This is a genomic window from Streptomyces tanashiensis (genome assembly GCF_014648895.1).
Taxonomy (GTDB): Bacteria; Actinomycetota; Actinomycetes; order Streptomycetales; family Streptomycetaceae; genus Streptomyces; species Streptomyces tanashiensis.
Window position 1 is genome coordinate 122115 of record NZ_BMRZ01000012.1, and the last position, 16791, is coordinate 138905.

At 71.3% G+C, this 16791-nt stretch carries 13 protein-coding genes; 9 read left to right on the forward strand and 4 right to left on the reverse strand.

From position 1 onward, the window contains the following. Window positions 1–22: 22 nt before the first annotated feature. From IE237_RS29010 to IE237_RS29030, 5 genes are all read left to right on the forward strand, one after another. Window positions 23–1627 carry a GMC oxidoreductase gene (locus tag IE237_RS29010; protein WP_370468306.1) on the forward strand — a complete coding sequence of 535 codons (1605 nt, stop codon included), beginning with the start codon at window positions 23–25 and terminating at the stop codon, window positions 1625–1627. A gap of 162 nt (window positions 1628–1789) precedes the next feature. After that, complete coding sequence (locus IE237_RS29015) at window positions 1790–2629, forward strand: SDR family oxidoreductase (protein WP_189805072.1); 840 nt, start codon at window positions 1790–1792, stop codon at window positions 2627–2629. A gap of 35 nt (window positions 2630–2664) precedes the next feature. Further along, window positions 2665–4149 (forward strand): cytochrome ubiquinol oxidase subunit I, encoded by a 1485-nt coding sequence (locus tag IE237_RS29020; protein WP_189805073.1) that lies wholly within the window; start codon window positions 2665–2667, stop codon window positions 4147–4149. Then, window positions 4146–5204: a cytochrome d ubiquinol oxidase subunit II gene (locus IE237_RS29025; RefSeq protein WP_189805074.1), complete on the forward strand. Its 1059-nt coding sequence runs from the start codon at window positions 4146–4148 to the stop codon at window positions 5202–5204. Before IE237_RS29020 ends, IE237_RS29025 begins: the two co-directional genes overlap by 4 nt. Before the next feature lie 47 nt (window positions 5205–5251). Continuing rightward, window positions 5252–7027 carry a cation:proton antiporter gene (locus tag IE237_RS29030; RefSeq protein WP_189805075.1) on the forward strand — a complete coding sequence of 592 codons (1776 nt, stop codon included), beginning with the start codon at window positions 5252–5254 and terminating at the stop codon, window positions 7025–7027. Between the two features lie 24 nt (window positions 7028–7051). On the opposite strand, the gene IE237_RS29035 is transcribed toward IE237_RS29030, so the two are convergent. Then, window positions 7052–8899 (reverse strand): glycoside hydrolase family 15 protein, encoded by a 1848-nt coding sequence (locus tag IE237_RS29035; RefSeq protein ID WP_189805076.1) that lies wholly within the window; start codon window positions 8897–8899, stop codon window positions 7052–7054. 265 nt (window positions 8900–9164) lie between these two features. On the opposite strand from IE237_RS29035, the gene IE237_RS29040 reads away from it, so the two are divergent. Then, the gene (locus tag IE237_RS29040) at window positions 9165–10451 is read left to right on the forward strand and encodes a DUF2254 domain-containing protein (RefSeq protein WP_189805077.1); all 1287 of its coding nucleotides are present in this window, start codon (window positions 9165–9167) and stop codon (window positions 10449–10451) included. Between the two features lie 91 nt (window positions 10452–10542). On the opposite strand, the gene IE237_RS29045 is transcribed toward IE237_RS29040, so the two are convergent. Both IE237_RS29045 and IE237_RS29050 read right to left on the reverse strand, forming a co-directional pair. Beyond that, complete coding sequence (locus IE237_RS29045) at window positions 10543–11424, reverse strand: diacylglycerol/lipid kinase family protein (protein ID WP_189805078.1); 882 nt, start codon at window positions 11422–11424, stop codon at window positions 10543–10545. A gap of 32 nt (window positions 11425–11456) precedes the next feature. After that, window positions 11457–13052 (reverse strand): FAD-binding oxidoreductase, encoded by a 1596-nt coding sequence (locus IE237_RS29050; protein WP_189805079.1) that lies wholly within the window; start codon window positions 13050–13052, stop codon window positions 11457–11459. A 75-nt stretch (window positions 13053–13127) separates the two neighbouring features. On the opposite strand from IE237_RS29050, the gene IE237_RS29055 reads away from it, so the two are divergent. The 3 genes from IE237_RS29055 (at window position 13128) to IE237_RS29065 (ending at window position 16164) form a co-directional block, all read left to right on the forward strand. Then, complete coding sequence (locus tag IE237_RS29055) at window positions 13128–13727, forward strand: TetR/AcrR family transcriptional regulator (protein ID WP_189805080.1); 600 nt, start codon at window positions 13128–13130, stop codon at window positions 13725–13727. Then, window positions 13724–15301, forward strand: coding sequence for a glycerol-3-phosphate dehydrogenase/oxidase (locus IE237_RS29060; protein ID WP_189805081.1), 1578 nt, complete (start codon window positions 13724–13726; stop codon window positions 15299–15301). The genes IE237_RS29055 and IE237_RS29060 overlap by 4 nt, the downstream gene beginning before the upstream one ends. A gap of 62 nt (window positions 15302–15363) precedes the next feature. After that, window positions 15364–16164 (forward strand): TIGR01458 family HAD-type hydrolase, encoded by an 801-nt coding sequence (locus IE237_RS29065; RefSeq protein ID WP_189805082.1) that lies wholly within the window; start codon window positions 15364–15366, stop codon window positions 16162–16164. A gap of 107 nt (window positions 16165–16271) precedes the next feature. On the opposite strand, the gene IE237_RS29070 is transcribed toward IE237_RS29065, so the two are convergent. Then, window positions 16272–16775 carry a DUF1269 domain-containing protein gene (locus tag IE237_RS29070; RefSeq protein ID WP_189805083.1) on the reverse strand — a complete coding sequence of 168 codons (504 nt, stop codon included), beginning with the start codon at window positions 16773–16775 and terminating at the stop codon, window positions 16272–16274. Window positions 16776–16791 lie beyond the last annotated feature (16 nt).

Genomic DNA, 16791 nt, shown 5'->3' on the forward strand with positions numbered 1-16791 from the left:
GGTCCGAGGCCAGTTCAGGGCCATGATCTCAAGGACGGTGGTCGCCGTGGGCGACGCCCCTCATTACGACGTCATCATCATCGGCACCGGCGCCGGCGGCGGCACCCTCGCCCATCGGCTCGCCCCGTCCGGCAAACGCGTGCTCCTCGTCGAACGCGGCGGCTACCTGCCGCGCGAGCGGGACAACTGGGACTCGACGGCCGTGTTCGTCAAGGGCAAGTACCGGGCGCCGGAGTTCTGGATCGACCAGCACGGGAACGAGTTCCCTCCCGAGGTCAACTACTACGTGGGGGGCAACACCAAGTTCTACGGCGCCGCCCTCTTCCGGCTGCGGCCCGAGGACTTCGGCGAGCTCCGTCATCACGGCGGCCTCTCCCCCGCCTGGCCGATCCGGTACGAGGACCTGGAGCCGTACTACACCCAGGCCGAGCACCTCTATCTCGTCCACGGACGGCACGGAGAGGATCCGACCGAGGGCGCGGCGAGCGCTCCGTACGCCCGTCCGCCCGTGGAGCACGAGCCGCGCATCCAGCAGTTGAGCGACGACCTGGAGAAGCGTGGTCTGCACCCCTTCCACCTGCCGATCGGTGTCGATCTCAGCCAGGAGGACGGGGGGCGGGCCGGCCATTCCAGTGTCTGCATCCGGTGCAACCGTGTGGACGGCTTTCCGTGTCTGGTGCGCGGCAAGTCGGACGCCGAGGTCATCTGCGTGGAGCCGGCTCTGCGGCACCCCGCCGTCGAGATGGTCACGGACACGCAGGTGGTCCGCCTGGAGACCGATGCGGGTGGACGCACGGTCAGCGCGGTCGTCGGCCGGCTGCCCGACGGCTCGGAGGTCCGGTTCACGGCGGATGTGGTGGTCGTCTCGTGCGGGGCGGTCAACTCGGCGGCGCTGCTCCTTGCCTCGGCGAACGAGCGCCATCCGAACGGTCTCGCGAACAGCTCCGACGTGGTCGGCCGCTTCTACATGCGCCACAACAACCTGGCCCTGATGGCGGTGTCGAAGGAGCCCAACGACACGCAGTTCCAGAAGACGCTGGCCCTGCACGACTGGTACTTCGGGGCGGACGACTGGGACTACCCGCTCGGCGGCATCCAGATGCTGGGCAAGTCGGACGCCGAGCAGATCCACGGCGAGGCCCCGCGGTGGGCCGGTGCGGTGACACCGGACATGCCGTTCGAGGTGCTGGCGCACCACGCCGTCGACTTCTGGCTGTGCGGCGAGGACCTGCCCCTGGCCGGCAACCGGGTGACCCTCGACGATGACGCCCGCATCCACCTCGCTCTCGACGAGAAGAACAACATCGAGGGCCTGAAGCGGCTGCGGCACAAGCTGCAGGGCATGCTCGGCCACCTGGGCATGCACGAGCACCACCTGCTGTCGCACAGCATCTATCTGCACAAGGGCATGCCGATCGGTGCGACGGCGCACCAGGCGGGCACCGTGCGCTTCGGCACCGACCCCGCCGCGTCCGCGCTGGACGTCAACTGCAAGGCCCACGACCTCGACAACCTCTACGTCGTCGACACGAGCTTCTTCCCCAGCATCGGCGCGGTCAATCCGTCCTTGACGGCCATCGCCAACGCGCTGCGCGTCGGCGACCACCTCATGGCCCGGCTGGGCTGAGAGCCGGGACGCTGGTCCGATCGGACGAAGACGCTCGGCCCAACGGCCCAACGGGGGTTCTCCCTGCATGCCGACCGCCGCGACCGGTGGTTCCGTGACCTCCGTGCCTGGCCGCCCGCAGCCGGGCGGAGCGCGGCCGCCGGCGACGAGAGGCAGGGCATCATGGGTCCCACCGTGGACGCACCACAGGGTGTGATCCCCACACATCTGCTGCGAGGCCAGAAGGCGCTGGTCACCGGCGCCAACTCGGGCATCGGCAAGGCCACGGCCATCGGCCTGGGGCGAGCCGGCGCCGACGTGGTCGTGAACTACGTGGCGGGCCGTGAGGCCGCCGAGGAAGTGGTCCAGGAGATCGCTTCGTTCGGGGTGCGCGCGGCGGCGTACGAGGCGGACGTGTCCCAGGAGGACCAGGTCACGGCCATGATGGACCGCATGGTCGAGGAGTTCGGGACCATCGACATCCTGGTCGCCAACGCGGGACTGCAGCGGGACGCCCGGCTCACCGACATGACCCTCGCCCAGTGGCAGAAGGTCATCGACGTCAATCTCACCGGTCAGTTCCTGTGCGCCCGGGAGGCGGCCAAGGAGTTCCGGCGCCGCGGCGTGGTCCCCGAGGTGTCCCGCGCCGCCGGGAAGATCGTCTGCATGAGTTCGGTGCACCAGATCATCCCGTGGGCGGGCCACGTCAACTACGCGTCCTCCAAGGGCGGTGTGCAGATGATGATGCAGACCCTGGCCCAGGAGCTCGCGCCGGAGAAGATCCGGGTGAACGCGGTCGCCCCGGGGGCGATCAGGACGCCGATCAACCGTGCCGCCTGGGAGACGCCCGAGGCCCGCGAGGACCTCCTGAAGCTGATCCCGTACGACCGGATCGGCGACCCCGACGACATCGCCCACGCCGTGGTCGCACTCGCCTCCGACCTCATGGACTACGTCGTGGGGACCACCCTCTACGTCGACGGCGGGATGACCCTCTTCCCGGGCTTCGCCACCGGCGGCTGACCCTCTTCCCGACGTCACGAACAGCGAAGGCGTGTATGCCCACCTCGTTCCACCTGCTGGCGGATGCCCCGGCCCAACTCCTGCCGGCCCGGGAACTCATGGCCTTCACCCTGGCGTCCCACATCATCCTGGTACCCCTGGGCGTGGCCTTCCCCTTCATCACCCTCGTGATGCACTACCGCGGTCTGCGGCGCGAGGACGCCACGGCACTGCTCCTGGCGCGGCGCTGGTCGGCCGTCATGGCGGTGCAGTTCGCGCTGGGCATCGTCACCGGCACCGTGCTGTCCTTCGAGTTCGGCCTGCTCTGGCCCGGGCTGATGGGCCGGTGGGGTGATGTCTTCGGCATCGGATTCGGCGTCGAGGCCTGGGCGTTCTTCCTGGAGGCCGTACTCATCGCGATCTATCTGTACGGATGGCGGCGGCTGAAGCCCCGTACGCACTTCCTCCTCGGGCTGCCCCTCCCGGCTGCCGCGCTGCTCGGGGCGTTCGGCATTCTGGCCGCCAACTCCTGGATGAACACGCCCCAGGGCTTCTCCCTGGACTCCGCGGGCAACCCGGTCGACGTGAACGTCTGGAAGGCGATCTTCACGCCCATGTTCGGGCCGCAGTACTGGCACTTCGTCGTGGCGATGGTCCTCACCGCGGGCTTCGTGGTGTCCGGCGTCTACGCCGTGGGCTGGCTGCGCGGCCGCCGGGACCACTACCACCGGCTCGGCTTCGCCGTCCCGTTCACCATCGCCGCGGTGGCCACTCCGCTGCAGTTCGTCCTGGGCGATTCCCTCGCCCGGTCGGTGTTCCACAAGCAGCCGGTGAAGTTCGCCGCGCTGGAGATCGTCTGGAAGACCGACACCCGGGTACCGGAGTACCTCTTCGGGCGCCTGAACGAGGACGGCAGCGTCTCGGGCGGCATCAAGATCCCGTTGCTCGACTCCGTCCTGGCCGGATTCAGCCCGGACACCGAGGTGAGGGGACTGACCTCCGTGCCGGCGGACCAGCGCCCCACGGCCGTGCAGGCGACCATCGCCCACTGGGCCTTCGACCTCATGGTCCTGATCGGGTCCGCACTGGTGCTGCTCGCCCTCTGGTACGGCCTGGTCTGGCTGCGGCACCGACGGCTTCCCGCGTCGAAGTGGTTCTACCGCTCCGCGGCCTGTGCGGGCGTCGCCTCCGTCGTGGCCGTCGAGGCGGGCTGGATCGCCACCGAGGTGGGGCGCCAGCCGTGGATCGTCTACCAGAACATGCGTGTGGCCGAGGCGGTCACGTCCACCCGCTCCACCACTCTCTGGATCATGCTCGCCGTGGTGATGTCGGTGTACGTGTTCCTCTTCGCCTCGTTCCTCGTCATCCTCCTCAAGATGCGTACGCGCTGGCGGCTCGCCGACGAGCAGCGGGCGGCAGGAGGGCCGTCGCCTCTCGCGCCGGAGACGGACACTCCCTACGGACCACGGTCGCCCGTCCCCGCGGGTGACGCCCCCGCTCCGGACGGCGGAGCCTCCGGGGCGGAAGGCGGCCGCCGATGACCGCCGACCTCATCGCCGTGGTGCTGCTCCTCGCCGTGGCCGCGTACGCCTCCGCGGGCGGCACCGACTACGGGGCCGGCTTCTGGGATCTGACGGCCGGGGGCGCGGAACGCGGAAGACGGCCCCGATGGCTCATCGACCACGCCATGGCCCCCGTGTGGGAGGTCAACAACGTCTGGCTGATCTTCGTTCTCGTCGTCATGTGGACCGGATTCCCCCCTCTGTTCCAGACCGTGTTCACGGCGATGTGGCTCCCCTTGGCACTGGCTGTCGTGGGCATGGTCCTGCGCGGCGCCGGCTTCGCGTTCCGCAAGCCCTCCCGGCGGCTCGCCGGCCGACGGCTGTACGGTGCCGTGTTCGCCGTGGCCTCGGTCGTCACGCCGTTCTTCCTCGGGGCCGCCGTCGGCGGGGTCGCGTCAGGGCGGGTGGCGCCCGGTACCGAGGCCTCGGTGGACGCGTGGGCCAACCCCACCAGCGTGATGTTCGGGCTGATCGCCATCGCGGCGACGGCCTTCGTCGGCGCGGTCTTCCTCACGGGGGACGCACGCCGGTTCGGCGCGACGGATCTGGTCGGCTACTTCAGGTGGCGGGCCCTGGGCAGCCTCGCCGTCCTCACCGTCCTGGCCGTGATCACCGGGTTCGTCACCCACGAGGACTCCCCCTACGTGTGGCACGGGCTCACGCACGGTCTGGGGCTGCTCTTCGTCGTCCTGGCCGGAGCGGCCGCCCTCGCGACGGCCTGGCTGCTCCTGCGGACGCCCGGCGCGTGGATGCGCGTCACGGCGGTCGGGGTCGTCGCCTCCGCCGTCATCGCCTGGGGCATGGCCCAACGCCCGTACCTCCTCCCCACCTCGCTGACCGTGGCCGACGCCGCGGGCGCGCCCGCGACACTGACGTGGCTGGCGATCGTCACCCTGGTGGCCCTCGTGCTCGTCGTGCCGGCCGTCGTCCTCCTCTACTGGCTGGACACCCGCGGCGAGCTGGAAGAACTCACCGACGCCGAGCTGCGCAGAGGAAGCGGCACGGACGGCGAGAACACGGCACCGAGCGGCTGACCGCCCGCTCCCCCTCTCGCGCCCGAAATCCCACGAAGGAAGCCGCTGTGACCGACGACGAGATCCTTCTCGGACTCGCCCTGACGGTGGTGCTCGCCACCGGCTCGCAGATCCTGGCGAGCAGGCTGCGCCTCCCGGCCCTCATCATCCTGCTGCCGGTCGGGTTCGCCGCCGGCGCGATGACGGATGTCATTCATCCGGACAAGCTGCTGGGGCCGGCCTTCTCCGACCTGGTGTCGCTCTCCGTCGCGGTGATCCTCTACGACGCCGGACAGGGGCTCGACCTGCGCAAGCTCGCCGGCCACACCCGGGGGATCGTGGGACGACTGCTGGCGTACGGGGTGCTGCTCACGTTTCTGGTCGTCGCGACGGTGTCACCGGCGATGTTCGACATGCCGCTGCGCGTGGCCGCGATGCTCGGCGTGATCCTCGTCGTCTCGGGCCCCACGGTCGTCGGTCCGCTGCTCGACTTCGTGCGGCCGACCGACAAGGTGCGACGCATTCTCATCTGGGAGGGGACTCTCACCGACCCGATCGGCGGCATCCTCGGCGCGCTCACCTTCCACGCCATCGCCACGACGCACCAGGTCGACATCGGCCGGGGATACCAGCTGGGGCAGTTCGGTCTCAGCCTGCTCGTGGGGCTGGTCGGCGGGGCCGCGGGGACCGCGCTGCTGTGGTTCACGCTGCGGACCCTTCGGCTGGGCGAGACCCTCGGTACGCTGGCTCAACTCGCCACGGTGATCGCCGTATCGGCGGGCTGCGACATCGTGCGGGACGACACGGGGCTCATCGCCGCGATCGTCACGGGTCTGGCCGTCGCCAACATCCGCGGCTTCGACATGCCGGCCCGGCGCCCCTTCTTCGAGACCCTGGTCCAGCTGATCATCGGGCTGCTGTTCGTCTCCATCTCCTCCACCGTCACCCCGGCATCCCTGGTACCGGTGCTCCTTCCCGCGCTCGCCCTCATCGTGATGCTCGTCCTGGTGGTGCGGCCGCTCGTGGCCTTCGCCGCGACGGCGCGCTCGGGGCTGGGCCGAGGAGAGCGGATCTTCATCGGGTGGATGGACCCGCGCGGCATCGTCGCGGCGGCCACGGCATCGACGTTCTCCGCCAGCCTGGTCCAGCGAGGGGAGAGCGGGGCCGCGAAGATCCTTCCCGTCACGTTCCTGGTGATCGTGGGAACGGTCCTGCTCTACTCGCTGACGGCCGCCCCCATGGCCAGACGACTGGGCGTCGTCAAACCGGCGGGCACACGCATCCTCCTGGTGGGCGGCGAGGCCTGGGTGGTCGACCTGGGAAGGGCCCTGCGGTCGGCGGGACTTGACGTGCTGATGTGGGCGGGGCTCGACGAGGAGCGGGAACGGATCAAGGCGACGGGGCTCGACCTGGCCAAGGGCGATCTGCTGGCCACGGCCATCAACCCCGGGGCGCGGCTGGAGGGAGTGACGGCCGTGTTCCTCGCCACGGACGACGACGACTTCAACGCGCTCGCCTCGGTCGTGATGCAGGACAACGTCGAGGGTCCCGTCTACCGGGTCGGCCCCCCGCACGACAGCCATGGAGTGGTCGCTCCCTACACCGGCGGCGACATCCTCTTCGGCCGTTCCCTCGTCCGTCACGTCCTGGCCGAGCGCTACGAGCAGGGCGCCCGGTTCGTGGTGCAGCCGGCCTCCGCCCCGCTGCCGCCGGAGCAGGAGACCCTCTTCGTGGTACGGGCCGACCAGCGGCTGGTCCCGGTCACCGAGAGGCAGGAGACCGTCCTGCAGGAGGGCGACACCGTCGTTCTCCTCGGTGCCGTCCCGCCGGCCGGCGGACAGTGAACCCCGCAATCCGGCTGCGTGCGGCTAACTTCCGCCCCCGCGCGCTCCATTGAGCTTCGCGTTCAGGGTGATGGCCGCGTCGATCAGCGCCAAGTGCGTGAAAGCCTGGGGGAAGTTGCCCAGCTGTTGTCCCGTCAGGGCGATCTCCTCGGAGTACAGGCCCAGGTGGTTGGCGTAGGTGAGCATCTTCTCCAGCACCAGCCGGGCCATGTCGGTGTGTCCGGCCCGCGCCAGGGCGTCGACGTACATGAACGTGCACAGGGAGAACGTGCCCTCGGAGCCGCGCAGTCCGTCGGGTGACGCCTCGGGGTTGTAGCGGTAGACCAGGCTGTCGCTGACCAGTTCGCGGTCCATCGCGGCCAGGGTCGTCCTCCACTTCGGATCGTCCGGCGTGATGAAGCCGACCGTCGGCATGCGCAGCAGCGAGGAGTCGAGCACGTCGTCGCCGTAGTGCTGCACGAATGCCCGCTTCTCGGGGTCCCATCCCCGGCTGAGGACCTGCGCGTAGATCTCGTCGCGCGCGTCCACCCAGCGCCCGCGGGCCGCGGGACGGCCGTCGTCGTAGGCGATCCGCAGGGCGCGGTCGAAGGCGACCCAGGACATCACGCGGCCGTAGGTGAAGTCCTTCCGGCCGCCGCGGGTCTCCCACAGCCCTTCTCCGGGCTGGTCCCAGTGGTCGACCAGCCAGTCGAGCAGCGTGTGCAGCGCCTTCCAGCCTCCGGTGTCGAGATGCATGCCGTGCCGGTGCGCGAAGTAGATGCTGTCGAGCGCCTCGCCGTAGATGTCCAGTTGGAGCTGGCTCGCGGCTCCGTTGCCGATGCGGACCGGTGCGGAACCGCGGTAACCCTCCCAATGGTCCAGGGTCTCCTCGACCAGGTCGGAGGTGCCGTCGACGCGGTACATGATGTTCAGCGGCCCGGTGCCGTTCGCCTCGCCGGCCTTCTCCTTGACGCGGTCGTGCAGCCAGACCATGAACGCCTTCGCCTCCTCCGTGAAGCCCAGGCCCAGCAAGGCGTACACCGAGAACGAGGCATCGCGGATCCAGGTGAACCGGTAGTCCCAGTTGCGCTCGCCCCCCACCTGCTCGGGCAGCCCCGTCGTGGGGGCGGCCACCAGGGCGCCGGTCGGCGCGTAGGTCATGAGCTTCAGCGTCACGGCCGAACGTTCCACCGCCTCCCGCCAGCGGCCCTCGTAGGTGGACTGGCCCAGCCAGGAGCGCCAGAAACCGACCGTCTCGTCGAAGAGCCGGTCGAACTCCCCCACCCGGACCTCGTGCGGCGGCCCGCCGGGGGAGGATTCCAGGATCATGCCGCGCTGCTGCCCCGCCCGCAGGGTCAGACGGAAGCGCAGGTCCTTGTCGCCCGAGAGGTCGGTCAGCAGCCGATCGTCCTGCGGCTCGCGGACCGCGTGGACGGCGAGGTCCAGGTCCTCCGAGGTGAAGAGGGCCCCGTGCTCGGTGAGGTGCAGCTCGTGGGGCTTGCGCCCGTAGTCGAAGCGCGGGGCGATCTCCCCTTCGAAGGTCATGCTGCCCCGCACACAGCGCAGCATGCGGACCAGACGGTGCCGGTCCGTCGCCGTCGTGCCGGTCACCGGCATGAAGTCGACCACCTCGCCCGCCCCGGCCTCGGTCATGAAGCGCGTCACCAGCACGGCGGTGTCCGGGTGGTACAGCTGCTTGGTGGTGTAGGCGTCCGCGGCCGGCCTGACGGTGAAGTGGCCGCCCTTCCGCCGGTCGAGCAGGGCGCCGAAGACGCTGGGCGAATCGAAGCGCGGACAGCAGAACCAGTCGATCGTCGCATCGGTGGTCACGAGGGCCGCGGTCTGCAGATCACCGATGAGGCCGTGGTTCTCGATCAGGGGATAGTCGTCCATCTTGAGCCCCTTTCGGCCCCGGTAGACAACGATCGGGCGCCGTGGCGCGGCACCCGAGGACGTGATCCGGGCGCCATTCGGCCAGCTTAGGCCGACAGGGTCGTCCCGTCCTGGCGAGCCGGTCGCACCGGGCGGCGACGGGAGCTCCGCCGCTGCGCCGCCCCGGGAAGGGCTCTACCGTGGGAGGGCAGCGTTCCCGCCGAGGGAGCCCGCGGTCTCGTGTGCCTCATGAGCACCGGACTCCTCCGGGTGAAGGAGGCGTGACGTGGGCGTCCTGACGTCCTGGGCAGCCAGGTTCAGGCTGCGGCAGTACATCAAGGCGAGTCTGTGGATCGTGCCGCTGTTCGGTCTCGTCCTCGGCGTCCTGCTCGCCGAGCTCGCGCTCGTCGCCGACAGCACGGACCGGCCGCCGAGCGGCTGGCACTACTCGGCGACGACGGCGAGCGGCGTGCTCTCCGCCATCGTGGGGGCGATGGTGGCATTGCTCGGATTCGTCGTCACCATCGGCGTACTCGTCGTGCAGCAGGCGACGGGAACCCTCTCCCCCCGCTACATGCGCCTGTGGTACCGGGACCGGCTGCAGAAGGCGGTGCTGGCGACCTTCACCGGGACGTTCGCGTTCGCGTTCTCCTTGCTGCGCAGCGTCGAGACCGACTCCGTCCCCGACCTCGGGGTGACCCTGGCCGGCGTGGCGGTGGCCGTCAGCCTCGTCCTCCTGCTCATCTACCTCAACAGGTTCACCCACAGCCTCAGACCGGTGGCCATCGCCGAACTGGTCACCCGCATGGGAGAGGCCGTCTTCACGAGCGGGGCCGCGGCCATCCGGGACGCGGCGCCCCGCGGAGACGGAACCGTGCCGTCCGACGGTCCGGTGATGCGCGTGCGCACCGGAAGCGGTGGAGCCATCCAGGCGTTCGACGTGGCCGGGCTGGTCGCGGAGGCGGCGCGCCACGACTGCGTCTTCGTCGTGACCCGGCTGATCGGCGATTTCGTGCCGCCCGGCACGGTCCTCATCGAGGTCCACGGGGGCACGTCGAAACCGGACCCGGACCGGGTGACCGATCTCGTCGCCCTCGGGTCCGAGCGCACCATCGAACAGGACCCCGCCTTCGCCCTGAGGGTCCTCGTCGACATCGCCATCAGGGCCCTCTCGCCCGCGGTGAACGACCCGACGACCGCGGTGCAGGTGGTCAACTACATCGAGTCCTTCCTGCACACGGTCGGCAGTGCACGCCTCCCCGGTCGTTATGTGCTGGCCGATCGCGACGGGCACGCCCGGCTGGTGCTCCCGGGGCGTGACTGGGAGAACTTCCTTCAGCTCGCCGTCTGCGAGATCCGCGAGTACGGAGGCTCCTCCGTGCAGGTCTGCCGTCGGCTCCGCGCCATGCTCGAGGACCTGCTCGGCATCCTGCCGCAGTCTCAGCACGCCGCCGTGCGAGCGGAGATCGGCCTGCTGCGGGAGTCGATCGAGCGGGAGTTCACCGACCCGGCCCGCCGGGCCATCGCGCAACAGCCCGACAACCAGGGCATCGGCGGGCGGTATCCCTCGTAGGGGGCTTTGGACGCGGCCGGGTGCCCGGAGGAGGCGTCGCTCCCTCCGGGCACCCGGTGTGCCGGGCCCGACGGGCCCGCGGACGTCCTGGTCAGGCCAGGACGTTCAGAGCGGCGGGCCGCACCCTGAGCGTCACCGGCAGGGTCGCGTCGACCTCGCCGTCCGCTCCGTACGGGAGGGGGCGGTCCGCTTCGAGGCGGATCTCCTTGCCGCGCAGGATCTCGACCTCGGGCCGGTTCACGTGCACGCCTGCCTTCAGTTCGTTCATCATGGCGAAGAAGAGACGTTTCGGAGCCTGCTTGATGACCACGACGTCGAGCATCCCGTCGTCGACGCGTGCGCCGGGTGCGACCTTCCTCCCGAAGCCGTAGTAGCCCGAGTTCGCCACGACCACGGTGTAGCCGGTGCGCTCGTGCCTCACCCCGTCGATCGTGACGCGGTACGCGGCCGGCTTCCACGCGAGGACCGCTCGCAGGCCGCCCGCGTAGTACGACGCCGCGCCGCGCAGCAGGCGGGAGGCGTTGGCGTGGCGGTTGGCCACCGCGTCGACGCCCGCGTACACGCTTCCGAGGACGCAGGTCCGCTCGTGCACGGCGGATTCCACCTCGATCGTGTCGACGGCCCGCGGCTCCCCGTGGAGCAGCGTCTCGACCAGCCGCGGGGCGTCGGTCGGGAGGCCCAGGGCGCGCGCGAAGTCGTTGCCGCGCCCCGCGGGGACCAGGCCGAAGACCGTGTCCGTACCGCTGAGCGCACCGCCGACGCAGCCCGCCATCCCGTCACCGCCGACGGCGAGCACGACGTGCCCCTGTGCCCCGGCGTCCAGGGCGAGCTCGCGTGCGTGCTCCAGGCTGCGGCTGTAGACGGTGTCGAGCCTCGCGCCCGCCTCCCGCAGCAGACGGGCCAGCGGGAGCAGACCCGCCGTGCCGCTGGAACCCCCTGCGGTGGGGTTGACGACGGCGGTGAACTGTCGCATGGATCTGGCCTCCGGGCGAGCAGAAGTAGGGTTCAGCGGACGGGGATGAGGACACCGGGGCTGAGCACACCGGAGGGGTCGACCTCGGCCTTGACGGCCTGCAGCATGCGCACGCCGAGGGGGCCGATCTCCCGGGCGTACCAGTCGCGGTGGTCGGTGCCGACGCCGTGGTGGTGGCTGATGGTGCCGCCCGCGGCCAGGATCGCGTCGTTGGCCGCCCGCTTCACCGGTTCCCAGTGCGCGACGGCGTCCTCTCCCTGGGCGGAGACGACGGTGAAGTACAGGGAGGCGCCGTTCTCGTACGTGTGCGAGATGTGGCACATGACGAGCGGCGGCGTGCCGGCCTCGGTGAGGGTGCTCGTCAGCGCGTCCCGCACGGCCGTGTAGAGGCCGGGGACGGCGGACCAGAAGGCCGCGGTCTCCAGCGTCTCGGCGAACGCGCCGGCGTCGAGCAGAGCGTCCCGCAGGTACGGCGCGTTGTACCGGCCGTGCTCCCACTTGTCGCCGGGCTCCTCGCCGATGAGCTCGCCGTCGCAGGCCAGGAGGACCTCGCGGGCGGCGGCGCGGCGGGCCGTCGTCTCCTCCTCGGTGCCCTCGTAGCCGACGATGGCCAGGCAGCCCGGGTTCTGCGGGAGTCCGGCGCTGCCGATGGCGTCCGGCTGCGCGAGACCGATGAAGGTCTCGGACTCGTCCGACAGCCGCAGCACCGTGGGCCGCGGGCCGTCCTGGGCGAGTCGGCGCAGTGCCGCCGTGCCGGCCTCGAAGGAGGCGAAGCGCCAGCCCTCGTAGACCCGCTTCGCGGGGAGCGGACGGATGCGCACGGTCACGGCCGTGATCACTCCGAGGGCGCCCTCGGAGCCGAGGATCAGCTGGCGCAGGTCGGGGCCGGCCGCCGAGCGCGGGGCCCGGCCGGTCTCCAGGGTGCCTTCGGGGGTGGCGACGGTCAGGCCGAGGACCATCTCGTCGAAGCGGCCGTATCCGGCCGACGCCTGGCCGCTGGAGCGGGCCGCGGCGAAGCCGCCGACGGTCGCCCATTCGAAGGACTGCGGGAAGTGCCCGAGGGTCCAGCCCCGCTCGTTCAGCAGCGCCTCGCACTGCGGGCCGCGCAGACCGGGCTGCAGCGTCGCGGTGCGGGACACCTCGTCGACGGCGAGCAGCTGGTCGAGCCGCCGCAGGTCGAGCGCGACGAACGGCCGCTTGGTGGTGGGCGCGAGGCCGCCGACGACGGAGGTGCCGCCGCCGAAGGGCACGGCGGCGACGCCGTGTTCGGCGCAGGCGCGGAGCACGGCGAGGACCTCGTCGTGGTCGCCCGGCAGCACGACCGCGGCGGGGATGTCGTCGACCTCGCCGGCGCGGATGCGCAGCAGGTCGGGGGTCGACTTGCCGCGGGTGTGCCGGATGCGGCTCTCGGCGTCCTCCCGCAGGGCGTCGGGGGCGCCGACGGCCGCCCGCAGCGCGGTGCGGGCCTCGTCGGTCAGCGCCGGGGCGGGCGGTTCGATGTCGGCGAGGGCGGCCGGGCCGCTCTCACGCGGCGTGACGCCGAGCAGGTCACGCAGCAGGCCGGTCACCGAGTCGGGCAGGGGTGCCGCCTTGGCCGGGTCGCCCCAACCGCTCCACAACATGTCCACTTCGAAAGGGTTCCTTACGGTCTGTTTCACGGATGGCGCTGCCATTCGGCCGACGCTGGCATTACACTGTGACAGATGACGCCCATTCGTCACAACCATGAAGACACAGATCCCGTGCTCGACGCCGCACGCGACTGTGTGCTCGCCGTCGGCGTACGGCGAACCACCCTCACCGACATCGCCCGGCGCGCGGGCGTGTCCCGGATGACGATCTACCGGCGCTGGCCCGACGTGCGCAGCCTGGTGGGTGACCTGATGACCCGTGAGTGGATCACCGTCGCGGCCGGCGCCATGCCGCCCTCCGACGAGGACCGGCCCGAACGGGAGCGGATCGTCGAGGGGCTCGTCGCGGGAGCCGCGGCGTTCCGGGCCCACCCGCTCTTCCACAAGATCATCGACGTCGACCCCGAGCTGCTGCTGCCGTACATCCTCGACCGCCGGGGCGCCAGCCAGGACGCCCTGCTCGGGCTCCTGCACACGGCACTCGAGGACGGCCACGAGGACGGCTCCGTGCGCCGTGTCCGGCCGGACCTGCAGGCCCGGTCCCTGCTGCTCGTCGTCCAGTCCTTCACGCTCTCGCTGCGCACCATGACCGACGACACCGATCCCGAACTGAGCGAAGCCGCCTTCCTCGACGAGCTGCGCACCCTGCTGGAGAGGACCATCGCCCCATGAACCCCACGAGCAGCCCCGCCCTGCCCGGTTCCTCCCTCAACGCCCGGCGGCGCCTGAACGAACTGGAGCGGCTCGCCGACGGCAGTGCCGACGGCGTGGTCGACGTCCTGGTCGTCGGGCTCGGTGCCACCGGGGCCGGAGCCGCGCTCGACGCGGCCACCCGCGGGCTCACCGTCGCCGCGATCGACGCCCACGACCTCGCCTTCGGCACCTCCCGCTGGAGCTCCAAGCTCGTCCACGGCGGACTGCGCTACCTCGCGTCCGGGCAGCTCGACGTCGCCCACGAGAGCGCGGTCGAGCGCGGCATCCTCATGGAGCGCACCGCCCCCCACCTCGTCCGCGCGCAGCCCTTCGTCCTGCCCCTCACCCCGCTCGTCAGCCGCGGCCAGGCCGCCCTCGCCCGCGCCGGATTCCTCGCGGGCGACCTGCTGCGCGTCAGCGCCCGCACCTCGCGGAGCACGCTGCCCCAGCCGCGCACGCTGTCCGCCGTCGAGACCCGCCATCTCGCCCCGGCCCTGCGGCCCACCGGGCTGCGCGGCGGACTGCTCTCCTGGGACGGCCGGCTCTCCGACGACGCGCGGCTGGTCACCGCGATCGCCCGCACGGCGGCCGCGTACGGCGCCCACGTCCTCACGCGCACCCGGGCCCTGGAGCTGCACCGCGACGGTGCGCTGGTCCGCGACGAGACCACCGGCCAGGAGCTGCGGATCCGCGCCCGCACGGTCATCAACGCGGCCGGCGTCTGGGCGGGCGGACTCGTCGACGACGTACGTCTGCGGCCTTCGCGCGGCACCCATCTCGTCCTGCGCTCCGAGGACCTCGGCCGGCTCTCCGCGGGCCTGCACATCCCGATCCCCGGCGAGACGAACCGCTTCGTCCTGGTCCTGCCCCAGGGCGACGGACGCGTGTACGTCGGCCTCACCGACGAACCCGTCGACGGCGACATCCCCGACGTGCCGGAGGTCCCCGAGACCGACATCGGCTTCCTCCTCGACGTCCTCGGCTCCGCCCTCGACGTCACCGTCCAGCGCGCCGACGTGGTCGGGGCCTTCGCGGGCCTGCGCCCCCTGCTCGACACCCGGGACGCGGCGGGCCGCACCGCCGACATCTCGCGCAAGCACGCCGTGCTCACCTCCCCCTCCGGCGTCGTCACCGTCGTCGGCGGCAAGCTGACCACGTACCGCCGCATGGCCCAGGACGCCGTCGACGCCGCCGTGGCCGCCGGGAGCCTGACCGCGGGCCCGTGCCGTACCGCCTCCGTCCCCCTCGTCGGCGCCGCCCGGCCACAGGTCCTCGCCGGGCTCGACGTCCCGGCCCGGCTCGTGCACCGCTACGGCTCCGAGGCCCCCGCCGTGCACGCGCTCGGCCTCGAAGACCCCGCCCTCGGCAAGCCCGTCGTCCCCGGACACCCGGTCACGGGCGCCGAACTGGTCTGGGCCGTCCGCCATGAAGGCGCCCTCGACACCTCCGACCTCCTCGACCGCCGCACCCGCATCGGCCTGGTCCCGGAGGACCGCTCCACGGCCGAAGGAGCAGCCCTGGAGGCCCTCGCCCGTAGCGCGCAGACGCAGTGACGTGCGGCGTCGTCGGGGCCGGTGAGGCGCGGGTGTCCGGCCTCGCGGCTACCGTCGGCTCCATGGAACGAATCCGAGCGGTCCTGGTCGACATCGACGGCGTCCTCACCGTCTCCTGGAAGGCTCTGCCGGGAGCGGTCTCGGCCCTGGAACAGCTGCGTGACGCGGGGCTCCGCGTCGCGCTGGTCACCAACAACACCTCCCGGACCAGGGCCGCCATCGCCTCACGTCTGGCCGGCCTGGGCTTCCCCGTCGAAGCGGGAGACGTTCTGACCGCCCCGGCGGCCACGGCGGCGTATCTGCGCGAGCGCTTTCCCGGCGCGCGCTGCCTCCTGCTCAACAGCGGTGACGTACGGGAGGACCTGACGGGCGTCACCCTCGTGGAGGAGGGTGACGCCGACGTCGTCGTGCTCGGCGGCGCCGGGGCCGAGTTCGGCTACGAGGCCCTCAACCTGGTCTTCCGCCAACTGCAGCGCGGGGCCCGGCTGGTGTCGATGCACCGCAATCTGTACTGGCGCACCGAAGGCGGCCTCGACCTGGACACCGGGGCCTTCCTCGAAGGGCTCGAGAAGGCCGCCCGCACCCATGCGGAGGTGACAGGCAAACCGGCCCCCGCGTTCTTCGCGAGCGCCCTCGCCCATCTCGGCGTCGACGCGGAGGAGGCGCTGATGATCGGCGACGACATCGAATCCGACGTGCTGGCCGCCCAACGGTCCGGCATCACCGGCGTCCTGGTGAGGACGGGCAAGTACCTCCCCGAGACGCACCGCGCCGCCTCCGGCACACCCGACCACGTCCTCGACTCCATCGCCGGCCTGCCCGCCTTGCTCGCCGCCGAGGACGGCGGGACGCCTCGGCCCTGACTCGTCCCGACGGACCGCTCCGGAAGCCCCGCAACCTCACCCCCACACGTGGAACCGGCCCCCTGGAGGGGGCCGGTTCCAGTACGTTTCGGGGGCCGTCCGCCGGATCAGGCCGTGGCGTCCGGGCCCGTCAGCTGCTCGGCCAGCTCCCGCTCGCTCTGCTCCGAGAGCGTGGTCTTGAGCACGGTTCCGCCGAACTCGTCCATGGCCGCGGTGAACTTGTCCTCGGCGACCGTCGAGGCCATGATCACGACGGCCGTCGAGCCCGGTTCGAGCAGCGACCGCACCTTGTCGCGGAACTTGTTGTCGAGGCCCATCTGGTTCAGCTTGCCGATGAGCCCTCCGACGGCGGCGCCCACGACGCCGATCCCCGGCGTGAGGATGAAGATGCCGAACACCATCCCCCAGAGGGCGCCGGCGGTGGCATCGATGGCGGCCTGCCCCTTTCTCCTGGACGGGGTGTCCACATGGATCTCGCCGTCGGCGTCCACCGAGACGATGGCGAGTCCGGTCAGGTCGATCTCGGACTTGCCGTCGAGCTCCTGGACCTTGGTGAAGGCCCTGTTCGCTACGGCACGATCCTCGTAGCCGATGACGATGAGTTCGGACATACCGCTCTCCTGTGTC